The 22,183-nt window shown below is 69.9% G+C and carries 16 protein-coding genes; 6 read left to right on the top strand and 10 right to left on the bottom strand.

The genetic code is table 11. The annotated features are described in order from the left end of the window. Window positions 1-149: 149 nt before the first annotated feature. Window positions 150-581 (bottom strand): hypothetical protein, encoded by a 432-nt coding sequence (locus ABD810_RS29750; RefSeq protein ID WP_344947832.1) that lies wholly within the window; start codon window positions 579-581, stop codon window positions 150-152. A 164-nt stretch (window positions 582-745) separates the two neighbouring features. Beyond that, window positions 746-1,174: a DUF397 domain-containing protein gene (locus ABD810_RS29745; protein WP_344947829.1), complete on the bottom strand. Its 429-nt coding sequence runs from the start codon at window positions 1,172-1,174 to the stop codon at window positions 746-748. Window positions 1,175-1,767: 593 nt separating this feature from the next. Here ABD810_RS29745 and ABD810_RS29740 point away from each other — a divergent pair. Beyond that, a complete protein-coding gene (locus ABD810_RS29740; RefSeq protein ID WP_344947826.1) occupies window positions 1,768-2,529 on the top strand; it encodes a helix-turn-helix domain-containing protein in 762 nt (253 codons plus the stop codon). A 20-nt stretch (window positions 2,530-2,549) separates the two neighbouring features. Continuing rightward, entirely contained in the window at window positions 2,550-2,618 is a 69-nt protein-coding gene (locus tag ABD810_RS41145; protein ID WP_425566974.1) for a twin-arginine translocation signal domain-containing protein, read from the top strand. Here ABD810_RS41145 and ABD810_RS29735 read toward each other — a convergent pair. Further along, window positions 2,611-3,327 carry a hypothetical protein gene (locus tag ABD810_RS29735; protein WP_344947824.1) on the bottom strand — a complete coding sequence of 239 codons (717 nt, stop codon included), beginning with the start codon at window positions 3,325-3,327 and terminating at the stop codon, window positions 2,611-2,613. The two genes, ABD810_RS41145 and ABD810_RS29735, sit on opposite strands and share 8 nt — an antisense overlap. Window positions 3,328-3,652: 325 nt before the next feature. Between ABD810_RS29735 and kynU the strand changes: the two genes are divergently transcribed. After that, complete coding sequence (kynU, locus tag ABD810_RS29730) at window positions 3,653-4,846, top strand: kynureninase (RefSeq protein ID WP_344947821.1); 1,194 nt, start codon at window positions 3,653-3,655, stop codon at window positions 4,844-4,846. A 47-nt stretch (window positions 4,847-4,893) separates the two neighbouring features. On the opposite strand, the gene ABD810_RS29725 is transcribed toward kynU, so the two are convergent. The 3 genes from ABD810_RS29725 to ABD810_RS29715 form a co-directional block, all read right to left on the bottom strand. After that, window positions 4,894-5,442, bottom strand: coding sequence for a hypothetical protein (locus tag ABD810_RS29725; RefSeq protein WP_344947819.1), 549 nt, complete (start codon window positions 5,440-5,442; stop codon window positions 4,894-4,896). A 442-nt stretch (window positions 5,443-5,884) separates the two neighbouring features. Beyond that, window positions 5,885-9,547, bottom strand: a complete 3,663-nt coding sequence (locus tag ABD810_RS29720) for an nSTAND1 domain-containing NTPase (protein WP_344947816.1) — start codon at window positions 9,545-9,547, stop codon at window positions 5,885-5,887. Between the two features lie 197 nt (window positions 9,548-9,744). Beyond that, the gene (locus tag ABD810_RS29715; protein ID WP_344947813.1) at window positions 9,745-10,197 is read right to left on the bottom strand and encodes a gamma-glutamylcyclotransferase family protein; all 453 of its coding nucleotides are present in this window, start codon (window positions 10,195-10,197) and stop codon (window positions 9,745-9,747) included. 220 nt (window positions 10,198-10,417) lie between these two features. Between ABD810_RS29715 and ABD810_RS29710 the strand changes: the two genes are divergently transcribed. Beyond that, window positions 10,418-11,812: an NAD(P)H-quinone dehydrogenase gene (locus ABD810_RS29710; protein ID WP_344947810.1), complete on the top strand. Its 1,395-nt coding sequence runs from the start codon at window positions 10,418-10,420 to the stop codon at window positions 11,810-11,812. Window positions 11,813-11,889: 77 nt separating this feature from the next. Here ABD810_RS29710 and ABD810_RS29705 read toward each other — a convergent pair whose 3' ends face one another. From ABD810_RS29705 to ABD810_RS29695, 3 genes are all read right to left on the bottom strand, one after another. Continuing rightward, a complete protein-coding gene (locus ABD810_RS29705; protein ID WP_344947808.1) occupies window positions 11,890-13,152 on the bottom strand; it encodes a pentapeptide repeat-containing protein in 1,263 nt (420 codons plus the stop codon). A gap of 268 nt (window positions 13,153-13,420) precedes the next feature. Further along, entirely contained in the window at window positions 13,421-14,791 is a 1,371-nt protein-coding gene (locus tag ABD810_RS29700; RefSeq protein ID WP_344947806.1) for a hypothetical protein, read from the bottom strand. A 104-nt stretch (window positions 14,792-14,895) separates the two neighbouring features. Continuing rightward, the gene (locus tag ABD810_RS29695) at window positions 14,896-16,641 is read right to left on the bottom strand and encodes an acetyl/propionyl/methylcrotonyl-CoA carboxylase subunit alpha (RefSeq protein ID WP_344947803.1); all 1,746 of its coding nucleotides are present in this window, start codon (window positions 16,639-16,641) and stop codon (window positions 14,896-14,898) included. Between the two features lie 227 nt (window positions 16,642-16,868). Here ABD810_RS29695 and ABD810_RS29690 point away from each other — a divergent pair, with 227 nt between their 5' ends. Beyond that, a complete protein-coding gene (locus ABD810_RS29690; RefSeq protein ID WP_344947800.1) occupies window positions 16,869-17,141 on the top strand; it encodes a WXG100 family type VII secretion target in 273 nt (90 codons plus the stop codon). A gap of 149 nt (window positions 17,142-17,290) precedes the next feature. Then, window positions 17,291-17,563 carry a WXG100 family type VII secretion target gene (locus tag ABD810_RS29685; protein ID WP_344947798.1) on the top strand — a complete coding sequence of 91 codons (273 nt, stop codon included), beginning with the start codon at window positions 17,291-17,293 and terminating at the stop codon, window positions 17,561-17,563. A 145-nt stretch (window positions 17,564-17,708) separates the two neighbouring features. On the opposite strand, the gene ABD810_RS29680 is transcribed toward ABD810_RS29685, so the two are convergent. Next, window positions 17,709-22,181 carry an FtsK/SpoIIIE domain-containing protein gene (locus ABD810_RS29680; RefSeq protein ID WP_344947795.1) on the bottom strand — a complete coding sequence of 1,491 codons (4,473 nt, stop codon included), beginning with the start codon at window positions 22,179-22,181 and terminating at the stop codon, window positions 17,709-17,711. Window positions 22,182-22,183 lie beyond the last annotated feature (2 nt).

Genomic DNA, 22,183 nt, shown 5'->3' with positions numbered 1-22,183 from the left:
GTCCATCAGCCTCGACTTTTCTGTCCGCTGATCAGGAGTTTCTCGTGGCCGCTTACACACCTGGACGCTCGATGGCGTGTAGATGAACCCAAGCCATCGCCCTGCATCTGCCGGGACGGGAGGCACCCATGCCCAAGCGTCGACGGTCTTCAGGGCGATGTCAGGCGGCAGGGGCAGGGGTAGTCGGCATGTCGGTTGGGGGAGCAGCAGACGACGACGAGGCAGATGAACCCGCCTGCCTTCAGCCAGATGCCCCACAGGACGTCCGTGCCTCCGGCCAGCGACTCCTCCGCGATCTTCAGCCGGAGGTCGAGGCCGATGCGGGCCTCGTCTGCCGGGTGGAGGAATGACGGTTCGGCGGTTCCATATCGGTCGGCCAGCCAGGTCTGGGCCTCGGTCACGGTGGGTGGGGAGGTGTCGATTCGGGTGGCCGGTTTCAGCAGCCAGTCGCAGGTGCGCATCGGGGGGAGCGGCGAGGCGCGGAACGCCGCGAGGTCGCCGGGTGGCAGGGGTGGGCGGCGTTCCCCTTCCCGGCGCAGGTCGTCGCCGGCGCCGGTCCACGAGTAGCAGTGAAGGTGCATGGTGCCCCATATGGTGAGGGCGGCTCGCGCCGGTCTGCGACAGGCAGGAGCCGCCGGTATGCGACAGGCAGGAGCCGCCGGTATGCGACGGGCAGGAGCCGCCTGTCTGGGACCGGTAGGTGTCGCCTGTCTGCTGCGGGCACGAGCCGCCCGGTGTAGTGGTGTCAGCCGATGATGGTCATGCCGGCGGCGCGCAGCTCGGCACCGCTGAAGCGGAGTGTCCCGGCATCCGGGTTCTTGCTGTCACGCAGGGCGAATGCGTCATTGACGCCTGGAATCATGGCCAACTCGACGCACGCCTCTCCCTCCTCGCCGGTGTTCCCGCCGCACAGCCGGGCGAACGCGGCGCCGGTGAGGTCGCAGTCGTACAGGGTCTTCATGTGCTCGTTTCCTTCCTGTAGAGGTGTGGAACTGTCCGGCAGATCTGTCGGACGATTGAGGAGCTCCTGCGGCTCTGCGGCTCGATGCGATACCGGCAGCCAGAGGCCGCTCGTGAGGGCAGGCATGTAGCCGCCCACGGAGATGCGCGCGTAGGGAGACATGCCGTACGGGTCACCGGTGGCGTCGCCGAGGGTGGGCTCGCCGGGGCTCATCGCGTCCCCACGGGCAATTGGGCAGAGGACCAGGCGTTCTGCAGTTCGGCCTCGCGCATCAGTTCTCGTAGGTCTTGGACTGTGGTCGCTTCGACCCTCAGCGGGGTGGTGTGCCACACCGCGATGGCATGGAAGCGTCTACTGCCTACGCCGTAGAGGACGCACCAGATCGGTTCCAGTTGGTCGAGCTGTGCGGCGGCGGCCTGTTTGGCCAGGTCCCAGCGCCTGGGCTGTACAGGGCCGGGCCGTATGCCGATCCTGTGCCGTCCCGGTCGTCGGCTCATGCCGCTGCTCCGCACCGGTACGACTTGTAACGAGCGGGTGTGGGGGGGCTATCGGGACATCGGCCTGGGCCGGACGGGGTGACGGTATGCCGTTGCTTGCGTGTCGCCCACAACTGGCCTGCCGAGCTCCGCCAAGAGTTCCATCCGGAAAACGAGGCTTGGAGGTCGCTGAGGATCGTCGGCCTGCTCATGACGACAGCGTGGCTTACCGTGTCGGGCCGTTCACACTGCGTTTCCAGGACGTGCGGGACGTTTCGCGTTACCGTCGAGATCCGTCCTCAACGTCCCTTCCCCGATTCGAGGTCAGCGGTGACCAACGACCCTCTGCGCCAGGCGATGGTGAGTGCGAGACTCACCGAAAGAGACTTCGCCGAACGGTGCGAGGTGGACGTCAAGACGGTGTCCCGCTGGCTGGCCGATGAAGGGCGTATCCCGCACCCGCGTCACCGGTGGGTCGCTTCTGAAACCCTGGGGGTGGATGAGTCCGTGTTATGGCCTGACGCGATACGTAAAACGGTTAAGACCGGCCCAGACCGCGAGGTGTTGTCGGTCTACCCTTACCGATCCGCCTGTCCAAAGAGCGTATGGCGCACGCTGATCACCGAGGCGAAGGCCAATATCACCCTGGCCGGGTACACGAACTACTTCTTGTGGCTGGAGCACCCTAACCTGGCCAAGGTGCTCACGCGCAAGGCTGAGCAAGGATGCCATATTCGCTTCCTGGTAGGTGACCCTGATAGCGAGGTCACCCGACAGCGAGAGGCGACCGAAGCTGTGCCGCTGACGGTGTCCACCCGGATCCGAATCACGCTGAACGAGCTCGACGCGCTCAAGGAGGTTTCCGGAATCGAAGCGCGCCTCGGTGAGGAACATATCGGCCTGTCGGTATTTCAATTCGATGACGAGATGCTCGTCACCCCGCACCTGGCCAAGCTCGTCGGCCATGACTCGCCGATGTTGCATCTAAAGCGTCACCAGGATGATGGTCTCTATGACCGGTTCGACTATCACGTCAACGAACTGTGGTCCAAGGGCAAGGACGTCTGGCCGGGCGGTATCGCCGGTAGTTGACCGCTGCACAGGAGGACGCCATGGAACGCCGGCAGCTTCTCCGTTTCGCCGCCACAGCAGCCTGCTGGGGTGGCGTCCTCGCTACCTGAGCCAGATCCGTAGAGGGCCGATCGGGGTGAAGCCTTGGTGGAGGGAGGCTGCCAGGTCGTCGGGGCGTTCGTAGCCGACCATGGGGCGGTCGGGGAAGAGGGTGGACGCCATCGCCACCGTGCCTTCCCAGGGCGCGTACTCGTCGCAGCCGGACGCGAAGATGTTGGACACGCCCACGACCTCGCCGCTGGTGTTCAGTACGGAGCCGCAGACGATGTCACCGTCGATGCGGCCCGCCAGGACGGTGACGGCCGGATCGGTGAGCAGTCCGGCGGGGAAGAGGACGCCGTCGTAGCCGGTGTGGCAGTTCCTGTCCCAGTCGCGTAGGTCGGCCTCCGTGGTGATGGGGCCCCAGGTGATGGGATCTCCCGTGATGGCGCGAAGCTCGTCCAACGACCTGCCGGGGCCGGGAGGCCGCAGGATCCACTGCGCTTCGAACAGCACGTGGAAGCCGGCATCCCGCAGGTCGAGCCGGTCGAAGCTGTCCTTGACGGAGGGCTCGGGGGAGGCATGGTCGATGGCGGCGAGCACGTCGTCGGGGGAGGCGGCGGGGGTGAGGGTCACCGCGTCCGGATACAGCACCGGTGTCCTGCGAGGGCTGGACCAGAAGGATTCGGCGAACGTGCCCTGTATGCCATGGGCGCGGCACATCTCATCACACCACTCGGCGTTGTTCCGCGCCGCCGCCCGAAGCCACTTGTCAGTCATGTCGGAATTATCATCAGTCCTCAGTCGGTCAGCGCCGGTTGAGACCCTTGGCAAGGAAAACCCCCGCGTGCCCGCAGGGCTGGTGATCACCATCGTCATCGACGTGACTCCGGTGGCGCCAGGACTTGATGGCTCCCGTATGGACATGACCAGGGGCCAGACGGCTTGACCTCAAGACATGCCTTCACATCAGGGGGACGGGGTGGTGTGGCCCGGACGAGAGTCAGGGGGACGGGGTGGTGTGGCCCGGACGAGAGGGCGTTGCGTAACGTCTTGCTGGAGCCGGGCCTGACGAGCGGGCCTCCGGGGTGAAGGATGCGGGTGCATGACGGACCTGACCGAGCGAGCGTCGAAGCTGGATGCCGAGGATCCTCTGGCGTATCTGCGCGCGGAGTTCGATCTGGATCCCGCTGTCGTCTATCTGGACGGGAACTCGCTGGGCGCGCCGCCGCGCAGGGTGGCGGACCGGGTCGGGGAGGTCGTACGGGAGCAGTGGGGTCGGCGGCTGATCAGGTCGTGGCCGGAGAGCTGGTGGACGGCGCCGGAGCGGGTGGGGGAGAAGATCGCCCCGCTCGTCGGGGCCGCTCCCGGACAGCTCGTGGTGGCCGACTCGACCAGCGTCAACCTCTTCAAGGCGCTGGTGGGAGCGGTACGGCTGGCGCCCGGCCGCAGGGAGATCGTGGTGGACGCGGCCACGTTCCCGACCGATGGGTACATCGCCGAGTCGGTGGCCGAGCTGACGGGTACGGTGCTGCGCCCTGTGGCCATGGACGAACTCGACTACGTGCTGGGTGACCAGACGGCGGTGGTGCTGCTCAACCATGTGGACTACAGGACCGGGCGCCTGTACGACATGGCCGCCGCCACGGAGCGCGTTCATGAAGCGGGAGCTCGGGTGGTGTGGGACCTGTGCCACAGCGCGGGCGTACTGCCCATCGAGCTGGACGCGCTGGGCGTCGACCTGGCCGTCGGATGCACGTACAAGTTCCTGAACGGGGGTCCGGGGGCGCCCGCTTTCATCTACGTGCCGCATGACCTGCAAGAGTCGTTCCGCCAGCCGCTGTCGGGATGGGGCGGGCACCGTGATCCCTTCGCCATGGCCCCGGCTTACGAGCCGGCCCCCGGGATCGCGCGGGCACGCGCCGGCACGCCGGACATCCTGTCGCTGCTGGCCTTGGAGGCGGCGCTGGAGGTCTGGGACGGTGTGGACCTCGATGACGTACGCGCCAAGGGCCTGGCGCTGACCGGGTTCTTCATGGAGTGCGTGGACGAGCTACTCGGAGACGCTGTCGAGGTGGTCACGCCGCGTGACGGGAACCGGGGTCACCAGGTGTCGCTGCGCCACCCCGGCGCCGGGGCGCTCGTGGCCGAGATGACCGCGCGCGAGGTGATCGGCGACTTCCGCACCCCGGACGTGCTCCGCTTCGGCTTCGCCCCGCTGTACACCACCTACGGCGACGCCTGCCGGGCCGCTCGCACGCTGTCCGACATCCTCGCCGACGCGGCGGCCGGTCACTGATCAAGAGTGCCTGGACCAGTGCCGACCGCCGGGCAAGGTTCTTCGTGTCAGCTGGCGTCGCAGTAGCGGTTGCTGAGAGGGACGTTGTCGAACTTGATGGTCTTCCACGAGAGTGCCGGCGTGCTCATGTAGGCCGCTCTGACCTTGACCACGACGCAACCGCCGCGGTTGTAGGCGGCTCTGGTGTTGCTGTGGGCGTTCCTGTAGTGGTAGCGGACCGCGATGGTGCAGGCGGCCTTGGCTCCGACGTGCGGGAGGAGCCGGCAGAGGCGTGAGGCCGCGGTCTTCGCCGTCCATCCGTACGTGTCGAACGCCGACTTGATCGAGCGTGTTTTCGCCCTGCTGAAGTACCAGGAGCAGGTGGTGATGCCGCAGTTCCTCCTCACCCAGCTTGCCGTTTGGAGCGGTGACGCAGCAGCGCCGGAGGCGATGTCATGGGTGCCGGTGCTGGAGGAAGTGGTCACGGTGGTGGCGGCCGGCTGGACGGTTTCGGAGGCACTCGCCGCCGGGGCGGCGGACAGGGTGCCCGCCAATGCGGCGCCCGCGAGGGCCACCGCCGTGATGGATGAACGCGTACGGGGGAGGGTGATGCGCATTTGCCTGTTCCTTTCCGCCGCCATATCTGGCGGTGGTCAGTGGTGTGCTTTCCGGGTACGAGCATCCGCGTACTCGAACCATTCCGAGCCGGGGGAAGCCCTTGTATTGGGCGGTTTCCGGTCCTATCCCGATCCGCGGTGCCTGTGCATTCGAAGTTCTATACGGCGCGAAATTGTTCGGCAGCCCCACAGGCCGGGCCAAACAAAAAACAACGCGGCATCTGCCGTGAAACCCCTGGTGAGGGGGATGTTGTGCGGCTACGCGGTCTCTTCCATCGATGACAGGCAGAGAGCGTCCGTCTGAGGAGGTAGTGGATCAGGACCGGCCCGTACGCTCCACAATCGCGGAGATATGCCTACGATGACTTCCGGGCTGAAACGTGCCTGTTACCGCGACCGCCTGATCGGGCTTTCGGCCATATGGTCCACGGCTTGCGAGTGGTCATTCGGGCGGGGCAGGGCTCGGAGTTCCTGAGGCGGCGAGGCTGCGCAGTCTGCTGAGGGCTTTCGCGGTGTCCAGGCCCCAGCGGATCACGAGGTGGTCTTCGCCTCCAGAGGCGAGCGTCGAGCCGTCCGCGGTGAAGGCGACGGTGTTGACGGCGCCGTCGTGGCCGGTGAGCGTGGCCTGGCGCGTGCCGTTGGCGGCGTTCCACACGATGACGTTGTGGTCGCGGGAGCCGGAGGCGAGCAGGCGGCCGTCGGGGCTGAAGGCGAGGCCGGACACCGAAGCCGTGTGAGCCTGGAGGGTCGCCACGATCGCGCGCCGGCCGGCGTCCCAGATGATCACGCGACCGTCGCCCCCTCCGGTGGCCAGCCTGTGCCCGTCGGGGCTGAACGCGACCTGGTTGACCGAGGCCGACTGCTCCGGCAGGGTCGCCACCAGCTTTCCCTGACGGGTGTCGAGGAAGGTGACCAGGCCTGTCTCGTCGCCGATCGCCAGGAGGGGACTCCCCGGACCGAATGCCACGCTGTTGACCGGGCCGCTCGCGCGAAAGGTGATGACCTCGCGCCGCGTGCTCAGGTCCCAGAGGCGTACGGTGCCGTCGCGAGCGGCGCCGGCCAGCAGTTTCCCGTCACGGCTGAACGCGACGCTGGTGACGGTGTCGGCAGGGCCTTTCAACGTGGCGACAGGTTCGCGGGTGCTGGGGTCGAACAGCCGGACGCCCCGGCCGGAGCCGATGGCCAGCAGGCCGCCGTCCGCGCTGAAGTGGAGGGTCTGCACACGGGCACCCTCCTCCGGTCTGGGACGAAGTAGTGTCCGGGCCCGGCCGGTCGACAGTTCCCGCAGCACAGCGGTGGAGTCGGCGCCTCCGCCGGTCGCCAGCAGGCGGCCGTCAGGACTGTGGTCCACCGCGGCGACACCGGCACAGTGCTGGGCGAGCCACATGCGCTCGCGATCTCGCATGTCCCACAGGACGACCGCCCCGTCCTCACCGGCGGAGGCGATCCATCGGCCGTCGGCGTCGGCCGTGACGTCGTTGACCGCTCCGCGGTGCCCGCCGAGCGTGACGATGGGTGATCGCGCGTCCACGTCCCAGAGGACGGTGGCTCCGCTTGCGTGTCCGGAGACGAGGCGGTGATCGTCCCCGGTGAAGGCCAGGCTTCGGACTTTCGATGTCAGGCCGCGGAGTTGTGCCTCGCTGTACGTACCTTGGCCTTCGGGCTGGAAGACGTTGATGGTCGAGCCTTCCCACAGGGTCGCCACGCGGCTGCCGTCCGGGCTCACTGCGGAAGGATCGGCGGTTTCGAGCACGGTGTCCGGGGTGCGGAAAGGAGACGTCTCTGCGGCAACGAACCCGGAACCGTCGGCGGGATTTACGGGGTAATCCTCCTGCTCGGCGAGATTGAGGGTTCTCGCCCTGAGTCCTGGATACAGCAGCCGGCCCAGATAAGGCGACAGGGGACCGTCTTCGTTCTGCAACTTGCTCTCGATCGCGCGCAGCCGCCGGCCGGTCGACCGATCCCACACAAGGACCTTGCCCTGGCCGTCCATCGCGGCGAGCCGCGTGCCGTCGCGGGTGAAGCCCAGGCCGCAGATCAGGCGTTGACCAGCGACCAAGGTCCTGATCCGCGTACGAGTGGACACCGCCCACAGGATCACGGTGCCCTTCCCATGGGACGAGGCCATCACGTTGCCGTCGATGCTGACCGTGAGGGCGAGGACGGGCCCGGCGTGCGCGTCGAGCGCGACCGGGGCCGTACGCCGTGTCATGTCCCAGAGCAGCACGCGTCCGTCGCTGCCACCGGAGGCCAGGAGCCGTCCATCGGGACTGAAGGCCAGCGACTGCACCGCACCGGTGTGGCCGGTCAGCCGGTCGGTGTAGGACTGGTGGGCGGCGAGGCTCAGCGCCAGGTCGCGTGCCTCTGCGGACGGGGCCGCCGCGACCGCCTCCATGGCGAGCCGTGCCGCGCGGCGGACGTCGGTCCGGGCGACGGCCCGGGCCTCGCTGGTCAGTTGCAGGGACCGTGCCTGTGCCCGCTGGTCCTCAGCCGCCCACTGTGCCCGCAGGGCGCCGGCCCCGAGGGTCGTGGCCAGCAGGAGCATCACCGACAGCCCGGCGGTGAGGGCGCGGAGCCGGCGGGTGGTACGGGCGGTCGCCACCTGCTCGCGCCGCCGCATGCCGATGCCGGCCGTAAGGAAGTCCCGCTCCAATGGGGTGAGACGGACCTGCCGGTCGAGGAGCGACTCGGCCGCGGCGAGTTGCGCTCCCCGGTACAGGGCACCGGTATCCCGCCCGAGCCGTTCCCAGGCCGCCGCGGCGTCCGTGAGCCGCCGCTGCACGTACAGGTTCTCGCGGTCCTCGTCGATCCAGCGCCGCAGCCGTGGCCAGGAACCGATGAGCGCCTCATGAGCGATCTCCACGGTGTCCTGGTCGATCGTGACGAGCCGGGCCGCGGCGAGGCGTTCCATGACGAGAGCGACATCGGCGGACTCTTCGGGATCCAGCTCGGCCCGCTCGGCCGGACGACGCGTGTCCGCCGCGCCGTCCCCGGGGTTGATCAGCCGGAGCAGGAGCCCGCGCGCCACCCTCGCCTGGGCGGGGGAGAGGCTCGTGTAGACCTCCTCGGCGGTACGGGCGATCGCGCCCTGGACGCCGCCGATCGCCTCGTAGGCCGCGAGCGTGAGCAAGCGGCCCTTGCGGCGCCGCCAGGTCTCCAGCAGGGCGTGGGACATGAGGGGCAGGCCGCCCGGCTCGTCCGCGACGTCGTTCACGATGGCGGAGGTCAGCGCCCGTTCCACGATGAGCCCCTCGGCGGCGGCCGGCTTGACGACCGCCGCCCGGAGCTCTTCGCGGCTCATGGGCCCGACGAGGAGGTTGGCGTCGCGGAGCGACCGGGCGAGCTCTCGGTGCTCCGCGCACCGGCCGTAGAAGTCCGCCCGGACGGCGACGACCACGCGCAGTCCGCTGCCCGGCCGGCGCGCGCCGAGGAGCAGATCGATGAACCCGGTCCGCTCGCTCTGGTCCTGGCAGAGGGTGAACGTCTCCTCGAACTGGTCGACCACGACCAGGGTGTCGGTACCGTCCCCGGCCGGAGCGATCGTGCGTTCGTGGGTCCGGAGCGGATGGTCTCCGGGAGTGAGCACGCGGACGGCGGTGACGCGGCCGTCCGCCGAGAGCCGCCCGTGGCGCGCCGCGGGCACCAGTCCCGCCCGCAGCAGGGAGGACTTCCCGCTGCCCGACGGCCCGAACACCGCCGCGAAACGGTGCCGGCCCACCAGCTCGACCAGCTCGCCGACGAGCTCGTCTCGGCCGAAGAACCGGGCGCTGTCACGGGTCTCGTATCGAGCCAGCCCCGGGTAGGGCGGGTCGGCGGTGTCGTCGTCGGCGGCCGCGAGCGCGGCCTCCTCCGCTGCCTCTTCCCAGCGTCGCTCCCACTCGGCGCGATCTCCGCCACACGCCTTCACATAGGCGAGGACGACCGGCAGGGACGCGAGCTGCTCACCGGCGACGGCCTGCGAGAGCGTGGTGACCGAGTAGCCCGCCTTCCGCGCCATGTCGCGATAGGTGATCCCATCGGCGTTCTGGCGGAGCTTGCGGAGCTCGTAGGCGAAGCGCTGGACGGGGCCGGCCCCCGGATCGACGGGGTTCTCGCGACGACCCACTATTCGGGCACTCCCCTCACTCTCCTCGACAGACACCGTAAACGATGCGGATCACATCGTGTCGGGACATATCAACTAAGCAGGGATGTCGCGGCGTGATGAAGCCATGCGCGCCGATCACTCAGACGGCCATGACCTTGTGGCGTGTCGGAGACCGCGCGCGGACGAAGGATGTCACGCACGCGGGAGGACCGAGGTCAGTCGCCGATCGAGGTGCAGGGGCGGGTGCGGAGGCCGGTGACGTAGTCGTCGGGGGCGCCGGCCTTTTCGGCGGCGTCGGCGAGGATGCCCAGGTAGCGAGCGGAGGGCAGGCCTCCCTCGTAGCCGTCGAGCACGTAGAACCACGCGACGATCTCGCCGTCGAGGGTCGCGACCCGGAGCTTCACCTTGTGGTACAGCCCCAGTGCGGCCCCCTCCCACTGGTCGAGGGACGGCTCGTCCCAGTCGGGCACGTCGTAGAGCACGACGAAGACGTGTTCGTCGGGATCCTCGGCGATGGTGGCGAGCGCACCCTCCCAGCCGACGTCCTCACCGCCGAAGGTCAGGCGCCAGCCTTGCAGCCAGCCCGTCCCGCGCATGGGTGAGTGAGGAGCCCTCTGAGCCATCTGCTTGGGGTCCATGTTGCTGCCATAGGCGGCGTAAACAGGCACGGCACACAAGACTAATCCAAGATCCGAGTGAGAGCCCGGCCAGGCGCCTCCAACACGCACGTAGAGCGTGGCGAAGGGGTTTCCCTCTTCCGGTGAGCCCATCCGACACCCGTGGATTGGTAGGGGTTTTTCGGGGGGAATCGAGCTTTTTAACCGGCCTTCAAGGGTCGAGTCTGGTATCGGACCCCGGGCACCCCGTGGCATGCGGGACAATAAGAAAGTGACGAACATTGTGATCATTGGCGGTGGACCGGGCGGGTACGAAGCGGCATTGGTGGCCGCTCAGCTCGGAGCCAAGGCCACGGTGGTGGAGGAGCACGGCCCCGGTGGGGCGTGCGTGCTCACCGACTGCGTGCCGTCCAAGACCATGATCGCCACTTCTGTCCGTAAGCAGGCCCTGCTCGATGGAACCTCCCTCGGTGTGCACTTCACCGGTGGCTCGGACGGGGACGTGGGCGGGGTCCACGTGGACATGCCGCTCGTCAACAAGCGCGTGAAGGAGCTGGCCCAGGCCCAGTCGGGTGACATCGCGGCCAGGCTCACCGCCGAGGGCGTCGAGGTCGTCAAGGGTGCGGGACGACTGGTCGACCCCCAGGTCGTACGGGTGGGCGAGCGGACGATCCGGGCGGACATCGTCATCGTGGCCACCGGGGCGACGCCCCGGGTGCTGCCCGGCGCCGAGCCCGACGGAGAGCGCGTCCTGACCTGGCGGCAGCTCTACGACCTCGACGAGGTGCCCGAGCATCTGATCGTCGTCGGCTCCGGAGTCACCGGCGCCGAGTTCGCCGGGGCGTACCGCTCGCTGGGCTCGGAGGTCACTCTCGTCTCCTCCCGTGACCGGATGATGCCCAACGAGGATGCCGACGCCGCCGAGGTCCTCGAAGAGGTCTACCGGCGCCGTGGCATGAACGTCATGGGCAAGTCCCGCGCCTCCTCGGTCAAGCGCACCGAGCACGGCGTGGTCGTCTCCCTGGAGGACGGCCGCACCGCCGAAGGCAGCCACTGCCTGATGACCGTCGGCATGGTCCCCAACACCTCGGGCATCGGCCTGGAGGAGGCGGGGGTCACGCTCGACCGCAACGGCTTCATCCAGGTCGACAAGGTCTCCCGTACCTCCGCCCCAGGGGTGTACGCCGCCGGCGACTGCACGGGCGTGCTGATGCTCGCCTCCGTGGCCGCCATGCAGGGCCGCATCGCCGTCTGGCACGCCCTCGGCGAGGCCGTGCAGCCGCTGCGCCTCGCCACCGTGGCGTCCACGATCTTCACCGACCCCGAGATCGCCGCCGTCGGCATCTCGCAGCGGCAGATCGAGGAGGGCGTGGTCGAGGCCAACGTCGTCAAGCTCCCCCTCGCCACCAACGCCCGGGCGAAGATGCAGGGCTTCAACGACGGCTTCGTGAAGCTGTTCTGCCGCCCGCACACCGGCATCGTGCTGGGCGGCGTCGTCGTGGCACCGCGTGCCTCGGAGCTGATCCTGGCCCTGTCGCTCGCCGTGCAGCACCGGCTCACGGTCGACCAGATCGCCCACACCTTCGCGGTCTACCCGTCGCTTGCCGGTTCCATCACCGAGGCCGCCCGGCGCCTGATGCTCCCCGGCACCTCGACCGGCATCTGACCCCCGACCCGGCGGCCACCCAGGCCCGGTGCCGCTCAGATCGGGTGCCGTTCAGGCGGGTCGCGGCGTGCCTGCCGTCACGTGAGACGGGATCTCACCCGGCCGAGGGCCTGCCTGCCTTGGTATACGGCCGCGTCCACTCCGGCGAGCTGAGGGACGCTCTGAGCGGCGTTCAGCGACTGCTTGGCGGCCTCGTAGGCGTCCAGCGCGTGGCGCCAGTCCTTGTCCACGCTGCCGGTGCTCATGTGGTTGATCTTGTAGTCGAAGTCGAGCGAGTCGATCTCCTCGCCGAGCCGGGTGACCTCCTCCTCGGCGGCCAGGCGCGCGGCGGCGAACCGCGTCGCCCGCTCGGTCCTGCGCCGGTGTGACAGTCCCCAGAAGATCAACGTGATGCTGAGGCCCGCACCGCTGAGGATCACCAGGAACAGGCCGAGCCCGCCGCCACGGGTGAGCTGTCGTACGCCCCCCTCGCCGTCGCCCTCCGGCAGGTCGGAGGGGGTGCCCACGGCGTCATCCGGAACGTCCTCTGGCTCGCCGAGCGCTCCGGTGAGGTTGAGATCGTCGGCCTGGGTGAACGAGGCCTTCTCGACCGTCGCCCCGGTGAGGTCGGCCCCGTCCAGATCGGCCTGCGTGAACTGCGCCTCGGTCAGGTCGGCGCCCTTGAACACCGCGAACTGCAGCTGAGCCTGCCCGAGCTTGGCCTCACGCAGCTTGGCCCTGGTGAAGTCGGCGTTCCTGGCCTTGGTCTGGCCCAGTGTCGCCTCGTTGAGGTCGGCGTCGACCAGCGTGGCGTCCGTCAGGGTGGCCTGGGTCAGCTGGGCCCTGGCCATGAGGGCGCCCGTCAGGTCGGCGTGGGGGAACTCGGCCTGGCCGGCCTGGACGTCGGTGAGGATGGCTCCCCGCAGGACGGCGTGCTTGGCGTGCAGCTGCCCGAGGTCGGCGTCGGAGAGATCCGCGCCGCTCAGGTCGGCGTACTCCAGGTGGGCCTGGGTGAAGTCCGTCTCCTTCATCGAGGCGTTCTTGAGGATGGCCCCGGTCAGGTCCTTCTGGGTGAAGTCGACCTCGTCCAGCTTGGCGTCGGTCAGGTCGGCGCAGCGGAGATCTTCGGGGAGCGTGGCTCCTCCGGTGAGGTTCCTGCCCCTCAGCTTGGCGCCCGACCCGGGCTTGCAGGGCGCCGCCAGTGCTTCCGCCGACCCCGAGGCGGACATTGAAGCGGACGCCGACACGGACGCCGGTACCGAGGCCCACGCGGGAGCCGTGGCGGACGCCGATACGGGCAGGGCCGGCCCGGCCAGCACGAAAAGCCCGCAAACCAGGGACAGGGGGATGGAACGACGCAACGCAGCCTCCTAGACAACTGCGCCGACTCTGACAGGTGATCGTATACGCGGGGTTGCATCCACCTTGCAGATCACTTTCCGCCCCAGATAACACGAAGAGCCCCGGCGGGCTGGTCGCCCGCCGGGGCCCTGTGGAACGTGGCCGTGGTGATCACTCACGGCCGAAGGAGTCAGCTGTCGCCGCTAGGAACGGCGGGTGACCGGAAACCGCTGGTCGTGTGTGCCGGCCGGAGGGCTCTTCCCGTGGTGGAAGAGCCCGTGAAGGTGGTTACCAGTCGCCGCCGCCACCGAAGTCGCCGCCGCCGAAGTCGCCACCGCCACCCCAGTCGCCGCCACCGCCGCCCCAATCGCCGCCGCCGCCACCGGCATCGGCGGCACCGGCTTCGTAGCCGGAGGCGTAACCGCCGCCGCCCCAGCCGCCGAACGACCCGCCGAGCATGGTGCCGATCAGCATGCCGGTCATCAGGTCGCCACCGAAGCCGCCGTAGTAACCGGAGGCGTAGGGAGCGTACGCGGGACCGGCGTCCCAGTAGGGACGACGCTGGCCGTCGACCATGACCTCACGCATGTGCGGGTCGAAGCCCTGGTCGACGCGCTGCGCGTCGGCCGCGCAGGCGGGGACGTCGCGGGGAGCGCCGTTCGGCGGAGCCCAGAGGACGTCACGCACGGAGGGGCCGTGCTGCGGGTTGAAGAAGCACGGTGCGCGCCGCTCGGGGACCGGCTCGTTGTTCACCCGGGCCTTGACGCAGGCCAGGGCGTAACGCCCCTCTTCGAGTGCCGTGGTCACCCCGCGCAGGTCGTCCGCGCGCTTGACCACGTCGAGCTCGTTCTTGGCCCGCTCGTAGGAGTCGAGCGCCTGCTGCCAGTCGCTCTGGGTCTTGGTCGGGTTGTCGGACACCTTGACGTCGAGGTCGAGCGCGGTGATCTCCTCACCGAACTTGGTGACGTCCTCCTCGACGGTCTGCTTGACCGCGGCGAGCTCGGCGGCCTCGCGGGCCTCTCGCTCGCGCTTCTTCTTGCGGGAGTAGAAGAAGATGCCGAAGCCGCCGACGAGCGCGATGACCAGGATGCCGATGAGCACCCCACCGGCGCCGCCGCCCCCGGCGAGGCTGCCGGCCTTCGTCGCGCCCCTGAGGTCGCCGCTCGCGGCCTTGTCGACCCGCTTGACGAAGTCCTGCATGCCGGACACGAGGTCCTTGTTGTTGCTGGTGGCCAGGTTGGCGAGCTGCCCCGCCGCGCCCGCCCTGGAGATGGCGGACGACCCGGCGAACAGCGTGGTGCCGTCGAGGACGGCGACCGTGGCGCGGGCGCGGCCCTGCTTGGCCAGGGTCGCACCCAGCGAGTTGATCAGGGCGCCGGCCGAGGCGCCGTCGGTCACGGTGCCGTCGGGAAGGGCGACGACGTAGATCTTGCTCTTCGCACCCTTCACCGCGTCACGGACCTCGGACAGCTGGCTGGAGCTCAATGACGCGCCGGGCGCGGCGTAGACCGGGTCTCCGGTCTTCCACGCGGCCACGACGGTGTTCGGATCGGGTGGGGCCGCGGCCTGCGCCGGGGGCGACAGCGCAAGCAACGTGAGAAGCGCGGCGAGCATGGCCACAACTGCGGCTGTGGCGCGGCGCACGGAATAAGTGGTCACGGCTATATGCCTCCTTCGTCCTACAGGACGAACGGGGGGTCGTCTAGGTTCCTCGATACGCAACCGTATCTCGATCCTTCCGAGATTCCCCGTGAGCGTGCGGATCAGGCGTCCTTGATTTCACAGATGGACGCCCCGGCCGTGACCGTCTGCCCGACGGTCGCCACCAGGCCGGCGACGGTGCCGGACTTGTGGGCGGTGAGAGGCTGCTCCATCTTCATGGCCTCCAGCACCACGATGGTGTCCCCGGTCTGCACGACGTCGCCATCGGAGGCGGCCACCTTGACGATCGTGCCCTGCATCGGGCTCACCAGCGCGTCTCCGCTCGCGGCCGCCGCGGAGCCCTTGCCCGCGGAGCGGCGGACGGGCTTCTTGGGGCCAGGCTGCCGGCCCATGGCGGGCACGGCGGGCAGCACGACCTCCAGGCGCTTGCCGCCGACCTCGACGACCACGCGCTCGCGCTCGGCCGCCGGCTCCTCGCTCGCCGTCTCGCCGGTGTAGGGCTCGATCGCGCTGTCGAACTCGGTCTCGATCCACCGGGTGTGCACGGAGAACGGCTCGCCGGTGAAGGCGGGGTCGGACACGACGGCCCGGTGGAACGGCAGCACGGTCGGCATGCCCTCGAGGACGAACTCGTCGAGGGCACGACGAGAGCGCTCGAGGGCCTCGGTCCGGGTGCGTCCGGTGATGATCAGCTTGGCCACCAGCGAGTCGAACGACTGCGGCACCGTCATCCCGGCCTCGTAGCCCGCGTCGAGCCGGACTCCCGGCCCGGAAGGAGCGTGCATCGTGGTCAGCGTGCCGGGGGCGGGCAGGAAGTTGCGGCCTGCGTCCTCAGCGTTGATCCGGAACTCGATCGAATGGCCGCGCACCTCGGGGTCGTCGTACCCGATCGGCTCGCCGTCGGCGATGCGGAACATCTCGCGCACCAGATCGATGCCCGTGACCTCTTCGCTGACGGGGTGCTCGACCTGCAGCCGGGTGTTGACCTCCAGGAAGGAGATCGTGCCGTCCTGGCCGACGAGGAACTCGCAGGTGCCCGCCCCGACGTAGCCGGCCTCCTTGAGTATGGCCTTGGAAGCGGTGTAGAGCAGCTCCTGCTGCTCGGACGTGAGGAACGGAGCCGGGGCCTCCTCGACGAGCTTCTGGTGCCGCCGCTGCAGCGAGCAGTCGCGGGTGGAGATCACGACGACGTTGCCGTGCGTGTCGGCCAGGCACTGCGTCTCGACGTGGCGCGGCCGGTCGAGGTAGCGCTCGACGAAGCACTCGCCGCGCCCGAAGGCGGTCACGGCCTCGCGCACCGCCGACTCGTACAGGTCGGGGATCTCCTCCTGCGTGCGGGCGACCTTCAGCCCCCGCCCGCCACCGCCGAAGGCGGCCTTGATCGCGATCGGCAGGCCGTGCTCGGCGGCGAACTCCACCACCTCGTCCACGCCGGTCACCGGATCCGGGGTGCCCGCCACGAGCGGCGCCCCGACGCGCTGGGCGATGTGCCGGGCGGCCACCTTGTCGCCGAGCGAGGTGATCGCCGAGGGCGGCGGCCCGATCCACACCAGACCGGCGTCGATCACCGCCTGGGCGAACTCGGCGTTCTCCGCCAGGAAGCCGTATCCAGGATGTACGGCATCCGCACCGGACTGGGCCGCGATACGCAGCAGCTTGCCGATGTCGAGGTACGTCTCACCGGGCGACTGCCCGCCCAAGGAGTACGCCTCATCCGTCATGCGCACGTGAAGCGCGTCGAGATCTTGGTCGGCGTACACCGCGACACCGATCAGTCCGGCGTCCTTGCATGCGCGAGCAATGCGCACCGCTATCTCGCCACGATTGGCGATCAGGACCTTCTGCACCGAGGTCGTCCCCTTCCTCCAAGGCCTTGCGCGCCTTCAACGGAGTGTAAGCGGCCTCTGATCTGGCGTGAGCCCCTACCCCCACGCTTTCTTCTGGGGATCCGGCGCCACCTGTGAGGACAGAGCCGATAACCGCTCGATATAACCAGTGCATCTTAGGGGTTCGACGTCTAAGGTAGGGGCGTTTGGCTACCCCCTGTATGCAGACGATCCCGAAGGAGACCGGCATGAGCCAGAGCCTGCTCGGCGGCGACCCCGCGGAAATGCAGAACATGGCCGCTCAGTTCACCCAGCAGGCGGAACAGGTGCGCCAGACGATGGCGGCGCTCGACCGCGAGGCCTCGAAGGTCGGCAGCGCCTGGACGGGGCCGGGAGCCGCGCGGTTCGGCGGCGCATGGCAGAACTACCGCCAGGCCTTCCAGCGGATGTCAGAGGAGCTAGCCGAGGCGTCCCGGATCATCACCACCTACCGCGGCAATATCGAGTCCGCGACGCGATAACCGGCGGCATGCGAGCCGGCCGCCACCATGGTTTTCCCAGGTTAAGAGGGACATGTCGGGCTATTTCCCTAAATAGGCACTCCTGACAACGATCGTCACTACTGTGTGGATGGCTATTGCGGTGACGATACGGGATGGAAGGGGAAGCCATGAGCAAGGTCGGCGGCATCCTGCCTGACATGGACAAGATGGCTCAGACATTCAAGACCCAGGCCGGCGCGGTGCGTGACGCGCAGAAGGCGCTGGACGCGGAGGCCGGCAAGATCCCGGCTTCCTGGTCGGGCCCCAACGCCGACAAGTTCCAGTCCGCCTGGAACGAGTACAAGAGCTCCTTCGAGAAGGTCGCGACCGCGCTCGAAGAGGCCCAGGACGGCATCAAGAAGAACCGCGACGCGATCGCCGCCGCGACGGGTTCCGCCTGATCACAGGCGGTCCGTCCGCCTGAACCAGGCCGGCCGAGCGCCGGGTCCGTCCGCCTGAACCAGGCCGGCCGAGCGCCGTCCTTGACCAGCGTGTCCGTGAGGGGGGCCGAGCGGCCCCCCTCTTCGCATGTCCCGGTCCGCCCCATCAGGGGTGCCGGGCCACCTGCACCTGTTCCCAGGCTCCGCCGAGCACCAGCAGGCCGCGACCGACCGGCCCGGTGCCGCTGGCCACGCTGCGCGGCAGCCGGACCCCGAGCAGGTCGCCGTCGCCGGGCTGCGAGGGCCGCAGCAGCAGCCCGTTGCGCGACTTCTTCATGGCGACGACCGGGCCCCGGTACATCGCGTCGAGGTCCTCGACGCTTCCCGCCCCGATGATGAGGCTGCCGGTGTCGCGGACCTCACCGACGTACTCGGTGATCCATTCGGCCAGGTCGCCGTCGTTGCCGAGCAGTTCGAGGTCGTCGATCAGCAGCACGTGCCGCCCGGAGCAGCCGGCGACCGTCTTCTTGATCTCGTCCAGGTCCGACTCCGCCGTGAAGGAGCCTCGCACGCCGGGGAGCCCGCCCATGTCGCGGAGCGGGCTGCGGCGCGGCGTGATCAGCACCGCCTCGTACGACTGGCCGAGCAGCCACGTCAGCATCGTGCACAGCGTCGTGCTCCGCCCGGTCTTGGGCGGTCCCGCCACGACCAGCCCCGGCCCGTGCTCCTCGGCCCGGAAGTAACGGACGCCGAGCGAGTCGCCGCCGACGCCGAACACCACGGCGTCCTGGGGCACCGGGTCCTCGGCGAGAGCCAGCGTCTCGGCCAGGTCCACCACGGGGGGCAGGGCGTCCACACGGAACGGCCGCAGGGAGCGGGGGATGTCGCCCGCCCGCGTCTTGGCGTCCCTGCCGATCTGGTGCAGGGCCGCCACCTGGGCCGTACCCGCCGGATCGGCGGCGAGCAGCGCCACCTGGGTCTCGCGCAGGCCGGTGCCGGCGCGGAAGCCGCGACCCGGCGGGAAGTGCTCCGGCACGTCCTTGGACTTCATGCCGACGTAGGTGTAGTCGCCAGGGTCGGGGAGCTTGAGCACGAGGCGGTCGTCGAACAGGGTCGAGATACGCCCGATCAGAGTGCTCCGGTCCCCGGACATCACGACCTTGACGCCCGCTCCGGCGCCCTCCTGGAGGATCTGCAGCCACTGGTCGATGAGCCGCCCGCCGTCGTAGGACTCGAAGGCGGCGACGAAGCCCTCCCACCGGTCGAACAGCACCAGTAGGTACGGAAGGCGCCGCTCGGCCGGGACGGCGGCACGCTGCTCGCTCACGTCGGCGAACCCCTGGGACGCCAGCGACTGCTGACGGCGGGCGATCTCCGCGAGGAGGCGGTCGGTCAGGCGGGCCAGGCGGTCGGGGGAGTCGCGGCCGATCACCGCGCCTGTGTGCGGCATGCCCACCAGAGGAAGAAGGGCGTTGTTGCCACAGTCGACCGCGTAGAGGTGCAGGTCGCGAGGGTCGGCGTGCAGTCCGGCCGCGCCCGCCACCGCGCGCAGCACCGACGAGCGCCCGCTGCGGCCCGCGCCGCACACGAGCAGATGGCCGCCGGTGGCGACGTCGTACGTCTCGGTGGCGCGCCTTTGCAGAGAAGGGATGTCGGCCAGGCCGAAGGGAAGCCGGGTCCAGGCGTCCGCGGGCGTCCCGTCCGCGACGGCCGGCGCGAGATCGTCCAGCGTGATCCGCTCGGGCAGGGGCGGCAACCATGGGCTGGGCTGCTCGGCCACGCCGAGCGACCGCGCGGTGCTCGCGATGGTCTCCACCAGCACGGCCAGATCGGTCACCATCGTGGACTCGTCGTCGCCGTCGCCGGGGCGGTCGGGGAACGGCCCGCCCAGCCCCCGCCACCCGAGCGGCACCACGTGCACCGTCTCGACCTTGTCGCGGCCGTCGCCGGGCCGACGGCCGCCGATCCTGGCCGACTGCACGGCCAGGGGCGAGGAGGCGCCCGACCTGACGTAGCACCGGCCCGGCGTGGTCTTGGAGATCGAGGCGGCGATCGGCGTGTTGATGACGTCGCTCGACTCGGTGGCGCTGGTCACGCGGAGCGCGATGCGCAGGTTGGTGTTCGCCGCGATGTCGGGGGTCACCACGCCCGCCGGCCGCTGGGTCGCGAGGATCAGGTGCACGCCCAGGGATCGGCCACGCCGGGCGATGTCCACCAGGCCCACCACGAAGTCGGGCAACTCCTGCACCATCGCCGCGAACTCGTCGATGACCAGCAGGAGCCGGGGCATCGGCGCCAGGTCCTTGCCCGCGTCGCGCAGGTCGTTGTAGTCCTCGACGTCCTTGGCGTCGGCGTCCAGGAGCAGGTGCTCGCGCCGTTTCAGCTCGGCGGCCAGCGACTGCAGTGCACGCTCGGTCAGGTGGCCGTCGAGGTCGCTGACCATGCCGACGGTGTGGGGCAGCTTCGCGCAGTCCTTGAACGCGCTGCCGCCCTTGTAGTCGATCAGCACGAACGTCATCTCGTCCGGCCGGTTGGCCACGGCCAGCGACGCGATGAGCGACTGGAGCAGCTCGGACTTGCCGGCGCCGGTCGTTCCCGCGATCAGCCCGTGCGGCCCGTCCAGGCGCAGGTCGACGGTGAACGGGCCGTCGGCGCCGATGCCGACGGGGACCCTGGTCGTGCGCCCCCGCCGCCAGTACGCCTCGATCTGGTCGGGCCGGGGGTCGGGCATGTTGAGCAGATCGAGCAGGCGGGCGCTGCCGGGGATCGCCGAGTCCGCGTCCTCGCGGCTGACGTCGCGCACGGGGGCCATGGCGCGGGCCATCCGGTCGCACCAGGCGATGGTCACCTGGTCGGCGATGACGTCGGTGTCCGTTCCCGCCGCGCCGCCGCGCAGGCGTACGAACGCGGGCCTCTCCCAGTCGCAGACCGCGACCGTGGTGCACTCCTCGGGCAGCAGCCGCTGGTCGTCGTCGACGCAGATCGAGTAGATCCCCACGGTGGGGCCCTGCTGCAGGACCTGCGGCATGCCGGGCAGGCCGCGGAGCGCGCGTGCGCCGTCGAGGACGAGCAGCACGTTGTAGGGCCGGTCGCTCGCGTATCCCTCTGAGAAGGCGTTGGGGGCCTGCCCCATGCCGAAGTGCTCGGCTGACCCCTTGGGACCCCGCCGTTCATTGATCTTGGAGACGAGCTCGGACACCCGCCGGGCCGCCGACTCCGCGTCGGTGCCGACCAGGGCCACGCAGTCCTCGCCGTCGTGGGGCGCGCAGTGCGGCAGCCACCGGACCCAGTTCCAGCTCACCGCCGCCTCGGTGTCCGCCGACAGCACCACGATGGCCAGGTCGCGAGGGCTGTGCAGGGTCGCGGCCTGGGCGACCAGCCAGCGGGCCAGTGCCCGTGACGACGGCCGGGCTCCGGTGAGGCCCATCACGCCGACCTGCGGCATGGGCACCGTGACCGGCACCGCGTGCGAGAGCGGCACCGGGGGGAGCGCCTTGGCGTCGGCGCCGTAGGCCCCGGCTTCAGGGACCATCTCGATGTGGGCGGGACCGTCGGCCAGGCCCACCCGCAGGTGCAGGGTGTCGGCGTCGTGGATGCGGCGTTCCCACAGGCGGCCACGCGGGCCCGTACAGGTGAGCAGCGCCTCGGCGGGGTCGGGGAACTCGGTTCGCCGCTCGGCCTGGTCGGCGCGCCGCAGCCGCTCCAGGACCTCGGCGAACTCCTCCTTGCGCCTGCGGTAGTCCTTCAGGGCCAGGCGGTGCCGCTTCCTGCCGTACCGGCGGTCGCTCCACCACTGGGCGACCATCGTGATCGGCGTGAGCAGGGCCATGAGCAGGAACAGCGCCTGCTGGAAGGCGATGGCCATCACGACGCCGCCGACCGCGAACAGCAGGCTGGCGAGGATCTGGAGACGCTGGGTCTCCTGCTGCTTCGGCTCGACCGGGACCTCGATGCTCCGCGTCCTGGCCGGGCCGGACAGGCGCGGCGGCCGGTTGTAGGCCAGGCCGCCGTCGGGCATCGGCGTCAGGTGCGCGTCAGGAGCCTCGGGATAGGCGAGGGTCACCACGGAGGCGCCCGCGATCACGACGCCGCCCCGCGGCCACGGCGCGGGCGCGGTGAGCGGCACGCCGTCGAGCGTGAGCTGCGCGCCCGGCCCAGGTTCGAGGACGACCTCCGTGGCCGTCACCTGCACGGTCGCGGTGTGCGGCGGGGCCAGCGGGTCGTCGAGCGGCACCACGCAGCCACGGCCAGAGCCGATGGTCGCGGCGCCGAAGCCCAGCCGGTGCACGGCGCCGGCGCAGGGCCCGCCGGAGACGCGTACCTCGACCACCCCGGCCGGTTCGGACCGCATGGTCGCGGCGGCGGCCCTCGGCCCGAACGCGATCATGTCGCCGTCGCGCAGCACCTGGGAGGCGGGGGCCGTGGGAGGCAGGGGGCGTCCGTTGGCCCACAGCTGGACGCCGGCGGGCACCGGGCGGTCGGACCAGCGCGGGTGGGGCACCACGTCGGCCAGGCGGTCGCCGGTGCCGAGCGACGCCTGCAGCGACTCGGCGAGACGGACGACGGTGGTGGTGTCGTCCCCGCTGGCGACGACGTCGCGGGGTCCGGTGTCGGTGAGCGCCGTGAGGGAGATGCGCATCA

The organism is Sphaerisporangium flaviroseum (assembly GCF_039537005.1).
Taxonomy (GTDB): domain Bacteria; phylum Actinomycetota; class Actinomycetes; order Streptosporangiales; family Streptosporangiaceae; genus Sphaerisporangium; species Sphaerisporangium flaviroseum.
Note: the sequence above shows the minus strand (reverse complement) of the source record. Positions and strands in the feature narration are given on the sequence as shown.